The sequence below is a fragment of the Parabacteroides sp. AF48-14 genome (assembly GCF_003477465.1).
Taxonomy (GTDB): Bacteria; Bacteroidota; Bacteroidia; order Bacteroidales; family Tannerellaceae; genus Parabacteroides; species Parabacteroides acidifaciens.
Genome location: NZ_QUDI01000007.1, coordinates 63,627 through 78,532, shown reverse-complemented (window position 1 = coordinate 78,532; position 14,906 = coordinate 63,627). Strand labels below are relative to the sequence as shown.

Here is a 14,906-nt window from a genome sequence, read left to right as displayed (position 1 = left end):
ATATTTGCCATGAAAAGAAAGATTATTGCATATGAAAATTATTACAAAGACTTTTTCGATACATTGAATAAAGGCGCACAAGAAAAGGTTTTGTATGGTTTACTCATGCTAAAAACTCAGGATAGATTACCCGCTAAATATGTGAAGTCTATCAAAGATAGTTTATTCGAGCTTAGAATAGAGTGGCAAAGTAATATTTATCGGATTTTCTTTTGTTTTGATGAAGGGCAGATTGTCGTTTTATTCAATGGCTTTCAAAAAAAAGCACAAAAAACCCCAGCAAGTGAAATAAAACAAGCTTTAAAATTAAAGAAAGAGTATTATGAGCGAAAAAGAGCTAAAAATATTTGATGTCGATGCACAATTAGATGCAGTATTTGGCAAAGAAGGAACTCCGGAGCGTAGAGCTGCTGAAGATAGAGCAAACGCTTTCTTTACTGGGCAAATAATTGAGGAAGCCAGGAAGAAAGCCAACATGACACAAGCTGAGCTCGCTGAAAAGATCGGAACAAATAAATCTTATATTTCCCGTGTCGAAACAGGAAGGACAGAGCCAAAAGTGTCAACTTTCTATCGCATTGTCTCAGCTTTAGGATTTACTGTGGAATTAATTCCAGCTATGTAGACATTCGCAAAGCAATCGACAAATGCCCTTTCATACAGTTTTTATTCATATCTTTGTTCCTTGAATATAAATGTAGGGACTATGATTAAGAAAAACATACTCAGTTTTCTGCTACTGTTGTCAGTATTCTGTTTATTCAACAGTTGTGAGGATGATCCGTATTACGATGACTACGGTTGGGCAACCGATGCTTTATGCAATAATACTTGGGTGGATTTTTATACAAACTATGATGGATACGAATGTGAGCAACGGCTTGACTTCTATGATGATCATACGGGAGAGGATTTTACAATTATCTATTATCCCAATGGTATGACCGACGAACTGAAAACAAGTTTTTACTGGGATTGGGAAGACAACTTTTTTGATTCTTTCTATGTAGAGTATGCAAATGGGACTGATTATTACGAGGATGTCCGAATTAGCGACAGATATTTAAAATGCCTCCTCAATGGAGATCGGGTTACATTCGAACCATTCTACTGGTAACAAAAAAGGCAATCATTTTCTGATTGCCTTTTTTGTTACCAGTAGCTCCGCCGAGAATCGAACTCGGATCTAAAGTTTAGGAAACTTCTATTCTATCCGTTGAACTACAGAGCCCTTTTTGTTGTAAGTGCGGGCAAAAGTATAACCTTTTCCGCAAACTGGCAAGTATTTGGAGGAGCAATCTGTTAATCAAACAGACTTTGCATGACCGACAGGGACTTTATTTCGGGGAAATCCGGCAGGTGCAAACGATAATATTCAAGAATACGGCTGATGACGTTCACACGGTCTTGACGGGAAAAAGAATATAAGGACATATTTTCAAAACTAATCTTCAGCAACCGGGCAAAGACCACGCTTTCCTCCCGGTTCAGATAATGGCGGTGCATCGGAATTTGCTCGACAAACACACCGTTCAGCATATCAAAACAGGAACCTGCCACATACGAATCCGCATTCGGATAAATCCCCATATAATATAAAAGCCGAAGCAAAAACACCAGATGGAAATTCGCCACCCCTTTATCCGACAGTTCCAACAGCTGTATCGACTCATACAGATATTCAAAAAGCCGCGAATCCGGTTCCGTCTCCTTCACCACCCGGAAAAGGACTTCGGACAGGAAAAGCGCAAGCACGTTCTTGACCGGATTACAAAACACTTCCGTAAGCGGATAACAAAGTTTCGTTTCACGAATGCGGTGCAAATCACGTTTATTCAGATGCTCGACTTCCATTTCCACAACCGAAAGAGGCATAAAGAGCGCTTTCGAGACAGGCGACTTCTTTCCCCGGCTACGGGCAACCAGATAAGAAGCACGTCCGAAAGCCTCCGTGTACATATATATAATAGAGTACTTATCGTTATATGGAATGGAATGCAGGACAATCCCACGCGTTTTACACAACATATCACTGTTATTTGGATAACAAAGTTACAACATTTTCCTTTTCCGCTTTGTTTTATTACATAACAAACTACTAAATTATAAAGTACATATAAATATGCAGGAACTTACGCTTACCACTCCGTCGTTGCTCTTCTCGGCAGTCTCGCTTATCCTTCTGGCTTACACAAACCGGTTCATTTCGTATGCGAGCCTTGTGCGTACGTTAAAAGAAAAGCACCAGCAGACACACGATCCGAAAAATGTCGCACAGATTGCCAACCTCCGGAAACGGTTGTATCTGACGCGTTCCATGCAAATATTGGGACTGCTCAGTCTGCTCTTTTGCGTGATATCGATGTTTTTCATCTACATCTCTTGGCAAATCATCGCAGCTTGGATATTCGGAGTCGGACTCTTGCTATTGGCCGCCTCGCTATGCGTATGTATCTGGGAAATAAACATTTCAGTCAACGCATTGGAAATTCACCTGCAAGACATGAGTTCGAAATAGATGTTAAATGCGAAAGATTCTATATATTTTCCCTTCAAATATTTTGCCAGTTTAAAGAGAACATCTATCTTTGCACTCGCAATCGGGAAATCAACAATCCCAGAGAGCTGAAAGTGAGAACTTTGACAGGATGGCCCGTTCGTCTATCGGTTAGGACGCAAGATTTTCATTCTTGAAAGGGGGGTTCGATTCCCCCACGGGCTACAATAAACAGGATTAAAGAATAAATAAAGAGAATAGCTAACAATGGCAAATCACAAGTCATCTATTAAGAGAATCAGACAGACCAACGCAAAGCGTCTGCATAACAGATATTATGCAAAGACTGCAAGAAATGCAATGAAGGTTTTGCGTGCTACTGAAGACAAGAACGAAGCTCAGGCTCTGTATCCGAAGGTGTGCTCTATGTTGGACAAGCTTGCTAAAAAACACATTATTCACAAGAATAAGGCCGGCAACTTGAAATCCAAATTGGCAAAACACGTTAACGGACTGGCATAATAAAGGTATTATACTTTATATAGTATAAAGCCGGACTAATCAATCAGCCCGGCTTTTTTAAACCCGCCGGCCCGTTCGTCTATCGGTTAGGACGCAAGATTTTCATTCTTGAAAGGGGGGTTCGATTCCCCCACGGGCTACCTTTTAGAAAGAGACAAAGTTGAACTTTGTCTCTTTTTTTGTTATATCTCCACATTTGACTATTTTCACACTATCCATACCTTCTAAGTCAATTATTTTCACTATATTTGTTAGCTTTTTTAGACAGACAGATAATTACAGATTTTAAACGATAAAGACTCATGAGTGAAGAAATTAAGAATACTTCTACAGAGTACTCTGCGGACAGTATTCAGGTACTTGAAGGGTTAGAGGCAGTGCGTAAAAGACCGTCCATGTATATTGGCGATACCAGCGAAAGAGGCCTGCACCATTTGGTATACGAAGTTGTTGACAACTCTATTGATGAAGCATTAGCCGGATACTGTTCCCGAATAGAAGTAGTGATAAACGAAGACAATTCCATCTCGGTAACAGACGACGGCCGTGGTATCCCGGTAGATATTCATGAGAAAGAAGGCGTCTCTGCGCTTGAAGTTGTATTGACCGTTCTCCATGCAGGAGGTAAGTTCGACAAAGGCTCTTACAAGGTATCCGGAGGTTTGCACGGCGTAGGTGTATCCTGTGTAAACGCACTTTCCACTTACCTGAGAGCAGAAGTCCGCCGCGACGGAAAAATCCACATGCAGGAATTTGCTTGCGGCAAGCCGCTCCATCCCGTCGAAGTGATCGGCGAAACTGACACGACAGGAACAAAGATCATGTTTAAGCCGGACGGAAGTATCTTTACCGTAACAGAATATAAATATGAGATTCTGGCTACCCGCCTGCGTGAGCTCGCCTTCCTGAATGCAGGTATCACGCTTACCCTGACAGACAAACGCGTCACGAAAGAGGACGGCAGCTATAAATCCGACACATTCCATTCGGATGAAGGATTGAAAGAATTCGTCCGCTACGTCGACCGCTCCAAAGAGCAGCTGATCCCGGACGTGATCCACATCACAACGGAAAAACAGGGTATTCCGGTAGAAGTGGCCATGACGTATAACACCTCGTTTAACGAAAGCGTATTCTCGTATGTAAACGATATCAACACCATAGAAGGAGGTACGCACCTGTCCGGTTTTCGCCGCGGTTTGACCCGTACGCTGAAAAAGTATGCGGACGACTCCAAACTGTTGGAAAAGGCTAAGGTTGAAATCTCCGGTGACGACTTCCGCGAAGGTCTGACAGCCGTTATCTCGATCAAGGTAGCGGAACCCCAGTTTGAAGGGCAGACCAAGACGAAATTAGGAAACAACGAAGTGACCGGCGCGGTAGACCAGGCGATCGGCGAAGCATTAGGCTATTACTTGGAAGAACATCCGAAAGAAGCCAAGGTAATTGTCGACAAGGTAATCCTGGCAGCCCAGGCACGCCAGGCTGCCCGTAAGGCACGCGAACTGGTACAACGCAAATCGCCGATGACAGGCGGCGGTCTTCCCGGCAAATTGGCTGACTGTTCGTCCAAAGATGCTGCCCTTTGCGAGTTGTTCCTCGTCGAAGGGGACTCTGCAGGCGGTACAGCCAAGCAGGGACGCGACCGTAACTTCCAGGCAATCCTGCCGCTTCGCGGTAAGATCCTGAATGTGGAAAAAGCAATGGACCACAAGATATTCGAAAGCGAAGAAATCCAGAACATCTTCCGCGCAATGGGTGTGACCATCGGAACCGAAGACGACCCAAAGGAACTGAACCTGAGCAAACTGCGCTACCATAAGGTGATCATCATGACCGATGCCGATGTGGACGGAAGCCACATTGCCACTCTGATCCTGACCTTCTTCTTCCGCCGCATGCGTGCGTTGATCGAAAACGGATATGTTTATCTGGCCACTCCTCCCCTCTACTTGTGTAAGAAAGGTAAGATCGAAGAGTATTGCTGGACAGACCAGCAACGCCAGGTATTCATTGACAAATATGGCGGAGGTAATGAAAACCAGATTCATACACAGCGCTACAAAGGTTTGGGAGAAATGAACGACCACCAGTTGTGGGACACGACCATGAACCCGGAAAACCGTACGCTGAAGCAGATCACAATCGACAGCGCAGCCGAAGCAGACCAGATATTCTCCATGCTGATGGGTGAAGACGTTGGCCCGCGCCGCGAGTTTATCGAAGAGAATGCTACATATGCGAATATTGATGCTTAAAGAATCCCATGGGCATGCAATTTCAGTTGGATGGGCATGAAACTAAAATTGCATGCCCATCCGACAACTTCTTCATAATTCATAATTCATAACTCATAATTCTATGAAAGTCCGTCGTCCGAATTTAGAGGCCCTCTACAGGGAAGTTGATCATTATATACCGAAAAAAGAACGTCTTCAACCTCCCCGCATAGGAATATCCGCTAACCGGAAAGACGGACTTTCATGTATAGCCGAAACGTATGTACAGGCAGTCTTGAAAGCCGGAGGCGCTCCGGTTTTAGTTCCCGTAATCACGGATATCGAAGCATTGACGGCTATCATTAACGGACTGGACGGATTGGTCATGAGCGGCGGCGGCGACATTAACCCGCTTTACATGCAGGAAGAACCGATCCCGGCTCTGCAGGATGTGGACAGCTATCGGGACGAATACGACTTGATTCTGCTCCGCCTGGCTACGAACCGCCAACTGCCCGTTATGGGAATATGCCGTGGCCACCAGATACTGAATGTAGCATTCGGCGGTGGTGTCTATCAGGATATCCACTCCCAACACGAGCAAAAACTGCTGAAACACAGCCAGACGCTTCCCCGTGAGCAGGCATCCCATTCCGTCACGCTCAGCGACAGCACTTCCAAGCTCAGCGCCATGCTGGACGGAGCGCCGGAACTCTTGGTCAACTCTTTCCACCATCAGGCCATCAAAGAACCTGCGCCCGAATTTGTCGCGACGGCAACAGCTCCCGACGGTATCAACGAGGCGATGGAACATCCCGAAAAGGAGATATTCAGCGTACAATGGCATCCCGAAGCAATGGCGGCTAACGACGACGAACAGATGTTGAAACTATTCAGGCATCACGTCGAATCATCCCGTCTCTTCAAAGAAGCCAAACGCATCCACCACCGGAACGTGACGCTCGATTCGCATACCGACACCCCGATGATTTTCCCGGGCGAGTTCAACATCGGCCATAAAGAAGGCGGCAAAGTAAATCTTCCCCTTATGGAAGAGGGATTGATAGATGCAGCCATCATGGTCGCTTACATCCCGCAAGGGCCGAGAGACGACGCATCGTTGCAGAAAGCAACCGACTACGCGACAAATCGCCTGCAGGAAATACACCGGCAGATGGATATAAACCGTCCCCGTATGTGTATCGCCTATACGCCTCAGGAAGTACACGTTCTGAAAGCAGCCGGCAAAAAAGCAATCATGCTGGGCCTGGAAAACGGATACGCCATCGGCAAAGACCTCGAAAACATCACCCGCTTCCGCGACATGGGTGTTTCCTACATAACCCTTTGCCACAACGGGAATAACGATATCTGCGACTCGGCAAGAGGCGAAGCGGAATGGAACGGACTAAGTCCTTTCGGGAAAGATGTGATCCGCAAGATGAATGAACTCGGCATACTGGTCGATATTTCGCACGCCGCAGAAAGCACGTTCTACGATGCGTTGGAAACCAGTGCCTACCCGATTATCGCCTCCCATTCTTCCGCCCGTGCACTCTGCAATCATCCCCGCAACCTGACGGACGAACAGTTGAAAGCGCTGGCGGCACAAGGCGGCGTGGTACAAGTATGCCTCTACAAAGGATTTATCAATGAAGACGCCGAAAAGGCATCCTTGAGCGATGCTATCCGCCACATCACCCACATTGTCGACTTGATCGGAATCCACCATGTAGGCATCGGTTCGGACTTCGACGGAGACGGTGAACTGATCGGATGCCGCGCCAGCAACGAGTTGATAAACATCACTGTCCGCCTGATCAAAGAAGGCTATACGGAAAACGACATTGCCAAAATATGGGGAGGCAACCTGTTGCGTGTCATGAACAAAGCGCAATCCGCCTCTAACAATAAGATATAAACGACAAGATATGACTAAACTGATTTTATTATTATGCACGATGGCCCTGTTTGCATGCGGTCAGAAAGGTTCCAGTGAGACGACGGAACCCGCGACGGAAGTAAAGAAAACGACGGCGGCATCGGCACCTTCTTTTGATGCCGACAGTGCTTATTCGTATGTGGATAAACAGGTCTCATTCGGCCACCGGGTTCCTAACACGCCGGCACACAAGGCTTGCGGTGACTATTTAGTATCCGAACTGAAACGTTTCGGCGCACAGGTCTACGAACAGGAAATGACACTCACCGCCTACGACGGGACTCCGTTGGAATCGCGTAACATTATCGGCGCCTACAACCCGGAAAGCAATAAGCGCATGATCCTTTTTGCCCATTGGGACACACGTCCTTATTCAGATCATGATCCCGATCCGGCCAACCACCGTAAGCCGCTCGACGGAGCAGACGACGGGGCGAGCGGTGTAGGCGTCCTGCTGGAAATCGCCCGCCAATTCAGTATGAAAGCACCTAACATTGGCGTGGACATCATCTTTTTCGATGCGGAAGACTACGGAACGCCCGAATTTGCAAAAGAAAAATACAACGATACCAGCGACACCTGGTGCCTCGGCAGCCGCTTCTGGGGCAAGAACCCGCATAAGCCGAACTACAAAGCCGAATTCGGCATCCTGCTCGACATGGTCGGAGCCAAAGACGCAGTGTTCTATAAAGAATATATCTCCATGCGCTATGCCGCCCGCTATGTGGACGAAGTATGGGAAGCGGCTCGTAATCTCGGTTACGGCAAATACTTTATCAATGCAAGCGGTGGCGGCGTAACCGACGATCACGAAGCGGTAATCGAAGAGACCGGCATCCCTTGCCTGGACATTATCAATTATGACCCGCAGTCGGATAAAGGTTTCCGCGACCATTGGCATACGCAGAACGACAACATGGGCAATATAGACAAAAACGTACTGAAAGCTGTCGGCCAGACAGTGCTCGAAGTAGTGTATAACAGGTGAAAGTTGAAAATTAAAAGTTAGATAGTAAGATGACAATCAATGAACTTCAGGACCAGGTAATCGAAGAGTTTTCAGACTTCGACGACTGGATGGACAAGTATGCGTTACTGATAGACCTCGGTAACTCGCTTCCCCCTTTGGAGGAAAAGTACAAAACCGAAAGCAACCTGATAGAAGGTTGCCAGAGCCGCGTTTGGTTGCAGGCAGATTACGTTGACGGCAAAATCTTGTTCAAAGGCGAGAGTGATGCGGTGATCGTAAAAGGGATCGTCTCCCTGTTGATCAACATTATTTCCGGCCATACCCCGCAGGAAATACTGGATGCCGACCTCTATTTCATCGAAAAGATCGGCCTCAAAGAACACCTTAGCCCCACCCGCTCGAACGGCTTGGTCTCCATGGTCAAACAAATGCGCATGTACGCATTAGCTTTCCGGACAAAGGAACAGGCATAAACAAAAACATTATTTAGATATCCCAACTGTTCAACCCTTCACCTTTTCCTGCATAAACATTGATTTATATGTGGCAGGAGCGGGTGAAGGGTTTTGCTCTAAATAATACTCATTTCATTTGCTTAAATGTCATTTATAAATTACCTTTGCTCAATGAAAAAAGCAAGAGAAGTCATTACATACAAATCTTACTTTGATGATTTCTTTAGAGAACAATCTCCTAAGGTCAGAACTAAAATCATTAAAGTATTAGATATTATTGAGCAGATAGACCGTATCCCTATCACTTACTTAAAGTATATTGAAGGTACTGACGGCTTGTTTGAAATTCGAGTACAGTTAGGAAATAATATATTCCGTATCTTTTGCTTTTTTGATGGCAACAAATTGGTCGTTCTTTTAAGTGGCTTTCAAAAGAAAACACAAAAGACACCAGCTGACGAAATTAACAAAGCTGTACGCTTAAAGAATGAATATTATAACGAAAAAGAGAAGGAGAATAAAATATGAATACAACATCATTAGATCAGATAAAGGATCGTTATTATGGCGAAGTGGGAACTCCGGAACGCAATCAACTTGAAAGGGATTTGGAATCTCTTCGCATTGGTGTAAAGATCAGGGCCGCACGTGAAAAACAAGCAATGACACAAGCTGAACTTGCTGAACGTGTAGAGAAAAAGCGTTCTTTTATTTCAAAAGTCGAGAACGATGGCGGTAATATTACCCTCAAAACACTCTATGATATAGTTGAGCGTGGATTAGGCGGTAAGCTTAAAATTGAGGTCCAACTATAAGACAATTGACTTCCAACGGCTGACACTCGGAATCTTTCCGTACATTAATGATATTTAACCGCTGCAAAGTATTCGTATCCTATTTATTTGGATAGATTTGCGAAAACATCGTAATCTATTCAATTTGATAATACCATGAAGAAAACAAGCATCCTTTTATTTGCTCTCCTACTCACATTAGCGGGATGCAGCGGTGGCAAGCAATCAGCAGGCGACCTGATTACCGTTGACATTACGAAAAACCTTTCTCATAAAAAGGAACTTATTCTTCAGGATTTTATGGACGTGGAGTATATTCCATTGGAAACAAATGACGAGTTTATTAATCAAGGTTTTGTTCAAGCTATTGGCAAGAAAAACATAATAATAAAAAACCGGAACAGTGACGGAGATATTTTCATCTACGACAGATCAGGCAAGGCAGTAAGAAAGATTAATCATAAAGGACAAAGCGGCGAAGAATATTCGTTCATTTTAGGAATAGTATTAGATGAAGATAACAATGAAATGTATATCAATAGCCATTACGAAAGAAAAATGCTCGTCTATGATTTAGAAGGGAATTTCAAAAGAAGTTTTACATACGCTGAAAACACGGATAATTCTTTCTATACTGAGATATCCAATTATGATAAAGGCCAGCTGATTTGTAAAAGTGAATACAGTAAAGAAACAGGATTTAACCTTATATCCAAACAGGACGGGAGTATTACCAAAGAAATAAAAATACCTTATAAAGAGAAGAAAGTGTTAGCACAAACTTTAGAAGATAAAGAGAATAACAGTATGAGATGGGTATCGCCAGGCGCTTATTCCACATTAATACCTCACAATGACAATTGGATTCTGTCAGAACTATCATCTGATACCGTATATACCTTTTTGCCAGATCAGAACTTGCGACCATTTCTGGTAAGGAGTCCGTCTATTCAAACCATGAACCCTGAAGAGTTTCTTATTTTCAGATTAATTTCCGATCGCTATTATTTCATGGAAACCATAAAGAATGCATGGGACTTCAGTGAAGGGAAAGGCTTTCCAAGAACTTTTCTGATGTACGACACACAGGAAAAGGACTTTTTCAAATATAATGTTTACAACGGTGATTATTCTGTTAAAAAAGAAGTCTATATGAATGCTTTCAGAATCGCTAATAGCGAAAACGAGCTATGGTGTCCTTTAGAAGCATCCGAACTTATTGAGTCTTATAAGAAAGGAAGGCTGAAAGGGAAATTGAAAGATATAGCTGCAACATTAAACGAGGAATCAAACCCGGTAATCATGTTGATAAAACAAAAATAATAATATACGGAACAGATAATATAAACTAAGATAATATAATGAAAAGAGCAAACATCCTTTTAACCGCTCTCCTGCTCACATTAGCGGGATGCAGTGGTGGCAAGCAATCTGCAGACGATCTGATTACCATTGACGTTTCGAAAAGCTATCCTAAAAAAGAACTGATTCTTCAAGATTTTATGGATGTAGAATATATTCCGCTGGAAACCAATGACGAGTTTCTTACACAAGGGGCAGTACAGGATGTAGGAAAAGAATACTTATTGGTGAAAAACAGAAATAATGACGGGGACATCTTTATTTTTGACAGAAAAACCGGTAAAGGAGTAAGGAAGATAAACCGGCAAGGACAAGGGGCGGAAGAATATACAAGGATTAATGGGATGATTCTCGATGAAAGTAATAGTGAAATATTCGTAATATCGATGGGGAATAAAATCTTAGTTTACGATCTTTACGGACAATTCAAACGGTGTTTGAATCTTGATCGGGAAGTGTCATCTGTTTTTGATTATGACAAATCTAATTTGATTGGCTACGACATGTCGGATTATCATAATAAAGGAAAAGATAGAAGCAAATCGTACCATGTCATTATATCAAAACAGGATGGAAGTATCACCCGGGAAATCTTTATTCCTTTTAAAACGATCAACACACCGATTGTGACTAATGGGGATGGATTTGTAGCAAATTATTCTTACCAAATACGCCTGAGCCACGGCAAATGTACACTTATTGAAACATCAGCCGATACTTTGTATAACTATGCACCAGATGGGACATTAAGTCCCTTTATTGTAAGAACGCCTTCTGCACAGGCCATGACACCTGAAGTTTTTCTTTATATGGGTATTTATACCGACCGTTATTACTTTATGGAAGCCGTTAAAAATGTATTTAACTTCGAAAAGGGTAACGGATTCTTTGCGGATGTATTGATGTACGACAAGGAAGAAAAAGCCATCTATCAAGTAACTGTATGCAATGGTGATTATGCAGAAAAAAGACCTGTAGCCATGACAGCGAAACCTATTAATCGCGACGTCGAAAACGTCACCAGCTTAAATGCATCCCAGCTTGTCGAGATTTACAAGAAAGGCCAACTGAAAGATGGCAAATTGAAAGAAATCGCCTCAAGGTTGGATGAAGAAGACAATCCGGTAATCATGTTGATAAAGCAAAAGAAATAACATACGAATCAGCAAATATAAACTATAAAGAAAATAATGAAGAAAGCAAACATTCTTTTAATAGCCACCCTGTTCGCAATGGCGGGATGCAACGGTGGCAAGCAAGCGGCAGACGACCTGATCACCGTTGACGTTACAGCCAATTATCCGGAAAAAGAACTGGTTCTACAAGATATTATGGATGTGGAATATGTTCCTTTGGAAACAACGGATGAATTTGTAACTAAAGGGGTTGTGAAAGCTATCGGTAAGGATATCTTATTGGTAACGAACCAAAATGACGGGAATATTTTTGTTTTTGACAGAAAGACCGGTAAAGGTTTGAAAAAGATCAACCGTATGGGGCAAGGCGGCGAAGAGTATTCATTCGCCACCTACATCGCCCTGGATGAAGATAAAGGGGAAATGTTTGTCGCAGACTATGGAACAAAGAAAATATTGGTGTACGACCTGTCCGGGAACTTTAAGAGAAGTTTCAAATATGCAGACACCAGCCATTATGACGATCTGTTCAATTATGACAAGGACCATTTGATCAGTTATAAGAAATATTGGACACCGAAAGAAAGCGAGCAGGCATGCCATATCCTTATTTCCAAGCAAGACGGCAGCATCGCCCGTGAAATCCGGACCCCGTCCAAAGAAATGGAAACGCCGGTCGTGACAAAAGATGAATTTGTTATCGCACCTGAATTCCATCTAACATTCCCCAACCATACGGATTGGTCACTTGTAAACACATCGTCCGATACCATCTACCGCTATTTGCCGGATGGCAACATAAGCCCCCTGATCGCACGGACTCCTTCCATACACGCAATGGAAACGAAAATCTTTCTCTTCCCCACCGTCATTACCGACCGCTATTATTTCATGCGAACCATGAAGAAAGAAGTGGACTTCAAAACGTTTAAAGGATTCCCGAGTACCGACTTGGTATATGATAAACAGGAAAATGCCCTGTTCCAATATACTTTATACAATGCCGATTATTCGAACAAGCAGCAAGTATCATTGGGACTAAACTTCAATGGCATTGTCAATCAGGAGATCGCAACCTGCCAATCTTTAGAAGCGGCAGATCTAATCGAGGCCAACGAGAAAGGCCACCTGAAAGGCCGGTTGAAAGAAATTGCCGCCGGATTGGATGAGGAAGCAAATGCCATAATCATGCTGATAAAATATAGACAAAAGTAACTTATTAATCCATAAAGTCATGAGAAGAGTAAACTATCTTTTAATCGTCACCCTGTTTGTTATAGCAGGATGTACTGATGACAAACAAGCGGCGGATGATCTGATCACTGTTGATGTTACAGTAAACTATCCGAAGAAAGAACTGGTTCTCCAGGACTTTATGGATGTGGAATATATTCCACTCGAAACAAAAGATGGTTTTATCACGATGGGTTGGGTACATGCAATCGGCAAGAAAGTCATCATTGTCAGAAACAGGAATCGCAATACTGATGGAGACATCTTTATCTTTGACAGAAACGGCAAGGGAGTAAGAAAGATCAACCGTTTAGGTCAAGGCGGCGAGGAATATCAGTTCCTTTTGGGAATTACCCTGGATGAAGGCAACGATGAGATCTTCGTCAATGACCACTGGAGAAAAAAAATCTTTGTGTATGACTTGTTCGGTAAATTCAAACGGAGTTTCGACCACCAGCGGGGCAGGTATGGAATGGATATATATGACTTCGACCGGGACAACCTGATTTGCTGTGCGAACAATATAGATGAAGAAAACTCAAATGCGTTTTTAGTTATATCAAAACAGGACGGAAGTATCACAAAAGAAATCTCGATTCCTGATAAAAAGGAAGTTACGTCGTTGGTGTTTTCGCCAGACTACAGCTATGTAATGGCAATCCGTAACCGGACATTGGTTCCTCAGGGCAACAGCTGGATGCTTATGGAAGACGCATCCGATACAATATATACGGTTCGGACGGACTACAGCATGACTCCTCTTATTGCTCGGACTCCCCCGATCGAATCAATGAAACCGGGAGTGTTTCTGTATCCGGCCGTAGTAACCGACCGTTATTATTTCATGCAAACTGTAAGAGCGGAATGGGATTGGGTTGCCAAGACCGGGCACAAGCGAACTGACCTGATGTATGACAAACAAGAAAAGGCGATATACGAATACGTGGTGCATAATGCCGATTTCACCAACGCCGAGCCTGGCAGCCTGATGGTTTCAGAGATCACATTTGGAAACGAAGAAATCGCCCTTGTGCAGAAATTAGAGGCATACGAACTTGTGGAAGCATACGAGAAAGGCAAATTGAAAGGCAAGCTGAAAGAGATAGCCGCCGGGTTAAACGAGGAATCAAACCCGGTGATTATGCTGATAAAATATAAGAAATAACATCTTCCTCCTTCAGAATTGCAGTGTCAGTTGTTCCGGCAGCAAGGTGAATGTTTTGCGGTGATACGGGGTAATCCCGTATTCCCGGATGGCTTCGCGATGGGCTTTCGTCGGATAGCCTTTATTCTCTTTCCAGTGGTAAGCGGGATATTCCAGGTCGAGGCTGTCCATATATCGTCACGATAGGTTTTTGCCAGAATGGAGGCGGCTGCTATACTCAGGTACTTGCCATCGCCTTTCACAACTGTCGTATGCTGAATATCGGGATAGGGCGTGAAGCGGTTTCCATCGATCAGCAAGTGTTCAGGCTTGACCTTCAGTTGTTCGATCGCCCGGTGCATAGCCAGAAAAGAGGCTTTCAGTATATTGATCTTGTCAATCTCTTCGGGGGTAACAATACCGACAGCCCAAGCAATCGCCTCCTGCTCAATAACAGGACGGAGTGCATAGCGTTTCTTCTCACTCAACTGCTTGCTGTCATTCAGCTCTTCATTATGAAAATCGGGAGGAAGGATCACGGCGGCAGCAAACACCGAACCCGCCAGACATCCACGACCGGCCTCATCACATCCGGCTTCTATACGATTTGCTTCTAAGTAGGGTAGTAACAT

At 43.8% G+C, this 14,906-nt stretch carries 16 protein-coding genes, 3 tRNA genes and 1 pseudogene; 17 read left to right on the top strand and 3 right to left on the bottom strand.

Annotated features, from left to right (window positions below):
* Nucleotides 1–9: 9 nt before the first annotated feature.
* From DW083_RS04935 to DW083_RS04925, 3 genes are all read left to right on the top strand, one after another.
* Entirely contained in the window at nucleotides 10–351 is a 342-nt protein-coding gene (locus DW083_RS04935; protein WP_122331638.1) for a type II toxin-antitoxin system RelE/ParE family toxin, read from the top strand.
* Nucleotides 323–625, top strand: a complete 303-nt coding sequence (locus DW083_RS04930; RefSeq protein WP_122331637.1) for a helix-turn-helix transcriptional regulator — start codon at nucleotides 323–325, stop codon at nucleotides 623–625. Before DW083_RS04935 ends, DW083_RS04930 begins: the two co-directional genes overlap by 29 nt.
* A gap of 81 nt (nucleotides 626–706) precedes the next feature.
* Complete coding sequence (locus DW083_RS04925; protein WP_122331636.1) at nucleotides 707–1,117, top strand: hypothetical protein; 411 nt, start codon at nucleotides 707–709, stop codon at nucleotides 1,115–1,117.
* 42 nt (nucleotides 1,118–1,159) lie between these two features.
* Here the strand turns inward: DW083_RS04925 and DW083_RS04920 are convergent.
* Nucleotides 1,160–1,231: transfer RNA gene (locus tag DW083_RS04920), tRNA-Arg, on the bottom strand.
* Nucleotides 1,232–1,302: 71 nt separating this feature from the next.
* Nucleotides 1,303–2,028 (bottom strand): DNA repair protein RecO, encoded by a 726-nt coding sequence (gene recO / locus DW083_RS04915; protein WP_122331635.1) that lies wholly within the window; start codon nucleotides 2,026–2,028, stop codon nucleotides 1,303–1,305.
* A 94-nt stretch (nucleotides 2,029–2,122) separates the two neighbouring features.
* On the opposite strand from recO, the gene DW083_RS04910 reads away from it, so the two are divergent.
* The 14 genes from DW083_RS04910 to DW083_RS04845 all read left to right on the top strand — a co-directional run bounded on the left by DW083_RS04910 (nucleotide 2,123) and on the right by DW083_RS04845 (nucleotide 14,295).
* Entirely contained in the window at nucleotides 2,123–2,518 is a 396-nt protein-coding gene (locus DW083_RS04910) for a DUF2721 domain-containing protein (RefSeq protein ID WP_115499232.1), read from the top strand.
* A gap of 132 nt (nucleotides 2,519–2,650) precedes the next feature.
* Nucleotides 2,651–2,722 (top strand) — tRNA-Glu (locus DW083_RS04905).
* A gap of 42 nt (nucleotides 2,723–2,764) precedes the next feature.
* Nucleotides 2,765–3,019 (top strand): 30S ribosomal protein S20, encoded by a 255-nt coding sequence (gene rpsT, locus DW083_RS04900; RefSeq protein ID WP_115499233.1) that lies wholly within the window; start codon nucleotides 2,765–2,767, stop codon nucleotides 3,017–3,019.
* 68 nt (nucleotides 3,020–3,087) lie between these two features.
* Nucleotides 3,088–3,159, top strand: a tRNA-Glu gene (locus DW083_RS04895).
* A 162-nt stretch (nucleotides 3,160–3,321) separates the two neighbouring features.
* Nucleotides 3,322–5,277 carry a DNA topoisomerase (ATP-hydrolyzing) subunit B gene (gyrB, locus tag DW083_RS04890; RefSeq protein ID WP_115499234.1) on the top strand — a complete coding sequence of 652 codons (1,956 nt, stop codon included), beginning with the start codon at nucleotides 3,322–3,324 and terminating at the stop codon, nucleotides 5,275–5,277.
* A 103-nt stretch (nucleotides 5,278–5,380) separates the two neighbouring features.
* The gene (locus DW083_RS04885; RefSeq protein ID WP_122331634.1) at nucleotides 5,381–7,159 is read left to right on the top strand and encodes a gamma-glutamyl-gamma-aminobutyrate hydrolase family protein; all 1,779 of its coding nucleotides are present in this window, start codon (nucleotides 5,381–5,383) and stop codon (nucleotides 7,157–7,159) included.
* 10 nt (nucleotides 7,160–7,169) lie between these two features.
* Nucleotides 7,170–8,168 carry a M28 family peptidase gene (locus DW083_RS04880; protein WP_122331633.1) on the top strand — a complete coding sequence of 333 codons (999 nt, stop codon included), beginning with the start codon at nucleotides 7,170–7,172 and terminating at the stop codon, nucleotides 8,166–8,168.
* Nucleotides 8,169–8,197: 29 nt separating this feature from the next.
* Nucleotides 8,198–8,623: a SufE family protein gene (locus tag DW083_RS04875; protein ID WP_122331632.1), complete on the top strand. Its 426-nt coding sequence runs from the start codon at nucleotides 8,198–8,200 to the stop codon at nucleotides 8,621–8,623.
* Nucleotides 8,624–8,776: 153 nt separating this feature from the next.
* Entirely contained in the window at nucleotides 8,777–9,133 is a 357-nt protein-coding gene (locus DW083_RS04870; RefSeq protein WP_115499272.1) for a type II toxin-antitoxin system RelE/ParE family toxin, read from the top strand.
* The gene (locus DW083_RS04865) at nucleotides 9,130–9,420 is read left to right on the top strand and encodes a helix-turn-helix domain-containing protein (RefSeq protein ID WP_115499238.1); all 291 of its coding nucleotides are present in this window, start codon (nucleotides 9,130–9,132) and stop codon (nucleotides 9,418–9,420) included. Before DW083_RS04870 ends, DW083_RS04865 begins: the two co-directional genes overlap by 4 nt.
* A 135-nt stretch (nucleotides 9,421–9,555) precedes the next feature.
* Nucleotides 9,556–10,722, top strand: a complete 1,167-nt coding sequence (locus DW083_RS04860; protein WP_122331631.1) for a 6-bladed beta-propeller — start codon at nucleotides 9,556–9,558, stop codon at nucleotides 10,720–10,722.
* Between the two features lie 38 nt (nucleotides 10,723–10,760).
* The gene (locus DW083_RS04855; RefSeq protein WP_122331630.1) at nucleotides 10,761–11,915 is read left to right on the top strand and encodes a 6-bladed beta-propeller; all 1,155 of its coding nucleotides are present in this window, start codon (nucleotides 10,761–10,763) and stop codon (nucleotides 11,913–11,915) included.
* Nucleotides 11,916–11,951: 36 nt separating this feature from the next.
* Nucleotides 11,952–13,112 (top strand): 6-bladed beta-propeller, encoded by a 1,161-nt coding sequence (locus tag DW083_RS04850; RefSeq protein WP_122331629.1) that lies wholly within the window; start codon nucleotides 11,952–11,954, stop codon nucleotides 13,110–13,112.
* 19 nt (nucleotides 13,113–13,131) lie between these two features.
* The gene (locus DW083_RS04845) at nucleotides 13,132–14,295 is read left to right on the top strand and encodes a 6-bladed beta-propeller (RefSeq protein ID WP_122331628.1); all 1,164 of its coding nucleotides are present in this window, start codon (nucleotides 13,132–13,134) and stop codon (nucleotides 14,293–14,295) included.
* A gap of 12 nt (nucleotides 14,296–14,307) precedes the next feature.
* Here the strand turns inward: DW083_RS04845 and DW083_RS04840 are convergent.
* Nucleotides 14,308–14,906: pseudogene (locus tag DW083_RS04840) on the bottom strand (ribonuclease HII).

Excerpts from the sequence above, each read along its gene's own strand:
- DW083_RS04850 (WP_122331629.1), top strand. The coding sequence starts at position 11,952 with ATGAAGAAAGCAAACATTCTTTTAATAGCCACCCTGTTCGCAATGGCG.
- DW083_RS04885 (WP_122331634.1), top strand. The coding sequence starts at position 5,381 with ATGAAAGTCCGTCGTCCGAATTTAGAGGCCCTCTACAGGGAAGTTGAT.
- DW083_RS04875 (WP_122331632.1), top strand. The coding sequence starts at position 8,198 with ATGACAATCAATGAACTTCAGGACCAGGTAATCGAAGAGTTTTCAGAC.
- DW083_RS04935 (WP_122331638.1), top strand. The coding sequence starts at position 10 with ATGAAAAGAAAGATTATTGCATATGAAAATTATTACAAAGACTTTTTC.
- DW083_RS04855 (WP_122331630.1), top strand. The coding sequence starts at position 10,761 with ATGAAAAGAGCAAACATCCTTTTAACCGCTCTCCTGCTCACATTAGCG.
- DW083_RS04870 (WP_115499272.1), top strand. The coding sequence starts at position 8,777 with ATGAAAAAAGCAAGAGAAGTCATTACATACAAATCTTACTTTGATGAT.
- DW083_RS04925 (WP_122331636.1), top strand. The coding sequence starts at position 707 with ATGATTAAGAAAAACATACTCAGTTTTCTGCTACTGTTGTCAGTATTC.
- DW083_RS04930 (WP_122331637.1), top strand. The coding sequence starts at position 323 with ATGAGCGAAAAAGAGCTAAAAATATTTGATGTCGATGCACAATTAGAT.
- DW083_RS04860 (WP_122331631.1), top strand. The coding sequence starts at position 9,556 with ATGAAGAAAACAAGCATCCTTTTATTTGCTCTCCTACTCACATTAGCG.
- gyrB (WP_115499234.1), top strand. The coding sequence starts at position 3,322 with ATGAGTGAAGAAATTAAGAATACTTCTACAGAGTACTCTGCGGACAGT.
- DW083_RS04845 (WP_122331628.1), top strand. The coding sequence starts at position 13,132 with ATGAGAAGAGTAAACTATCTTTTAATCGTCACCCTGTTTGTTATAGCA.
- recO (WP_122331635.1), bottom strand. The coding sequence starts at position 2,028 with ATGTTGTGTAAAACGCGTGGGATTGTCCTGCATTCCATTCCATATAAC.
- DW083_RS04880 (WP_122331633.1), top strand. The coding sequence starts at position 7,170 with ATGACTAAACTGATTTTATTATTATGCACGATGGCCCTGTTTGCATGC.
- DW083_RS04865 (WP_115499238.1), top strand. The coding sequence starts at position 9,130 with ATGAATACAACATCATTAGATCAGATAAAGGATCGTTATTATGGCGAA.
- DW083_RS04910 (WP_115499232.1), top strand. The coding sequence starts at position 2,123 with ATGCAGGAACTTACGCTTACCACTCCGTCGTTGCTCTTCTCGGCAGTC.
- rpsT (WP_115499233.1), top strand. The coding sequence starts at position 2,765 with ATGGCAAATCACAAGTCATCTATTAAGAGAATCAGACAGACCAACGCA.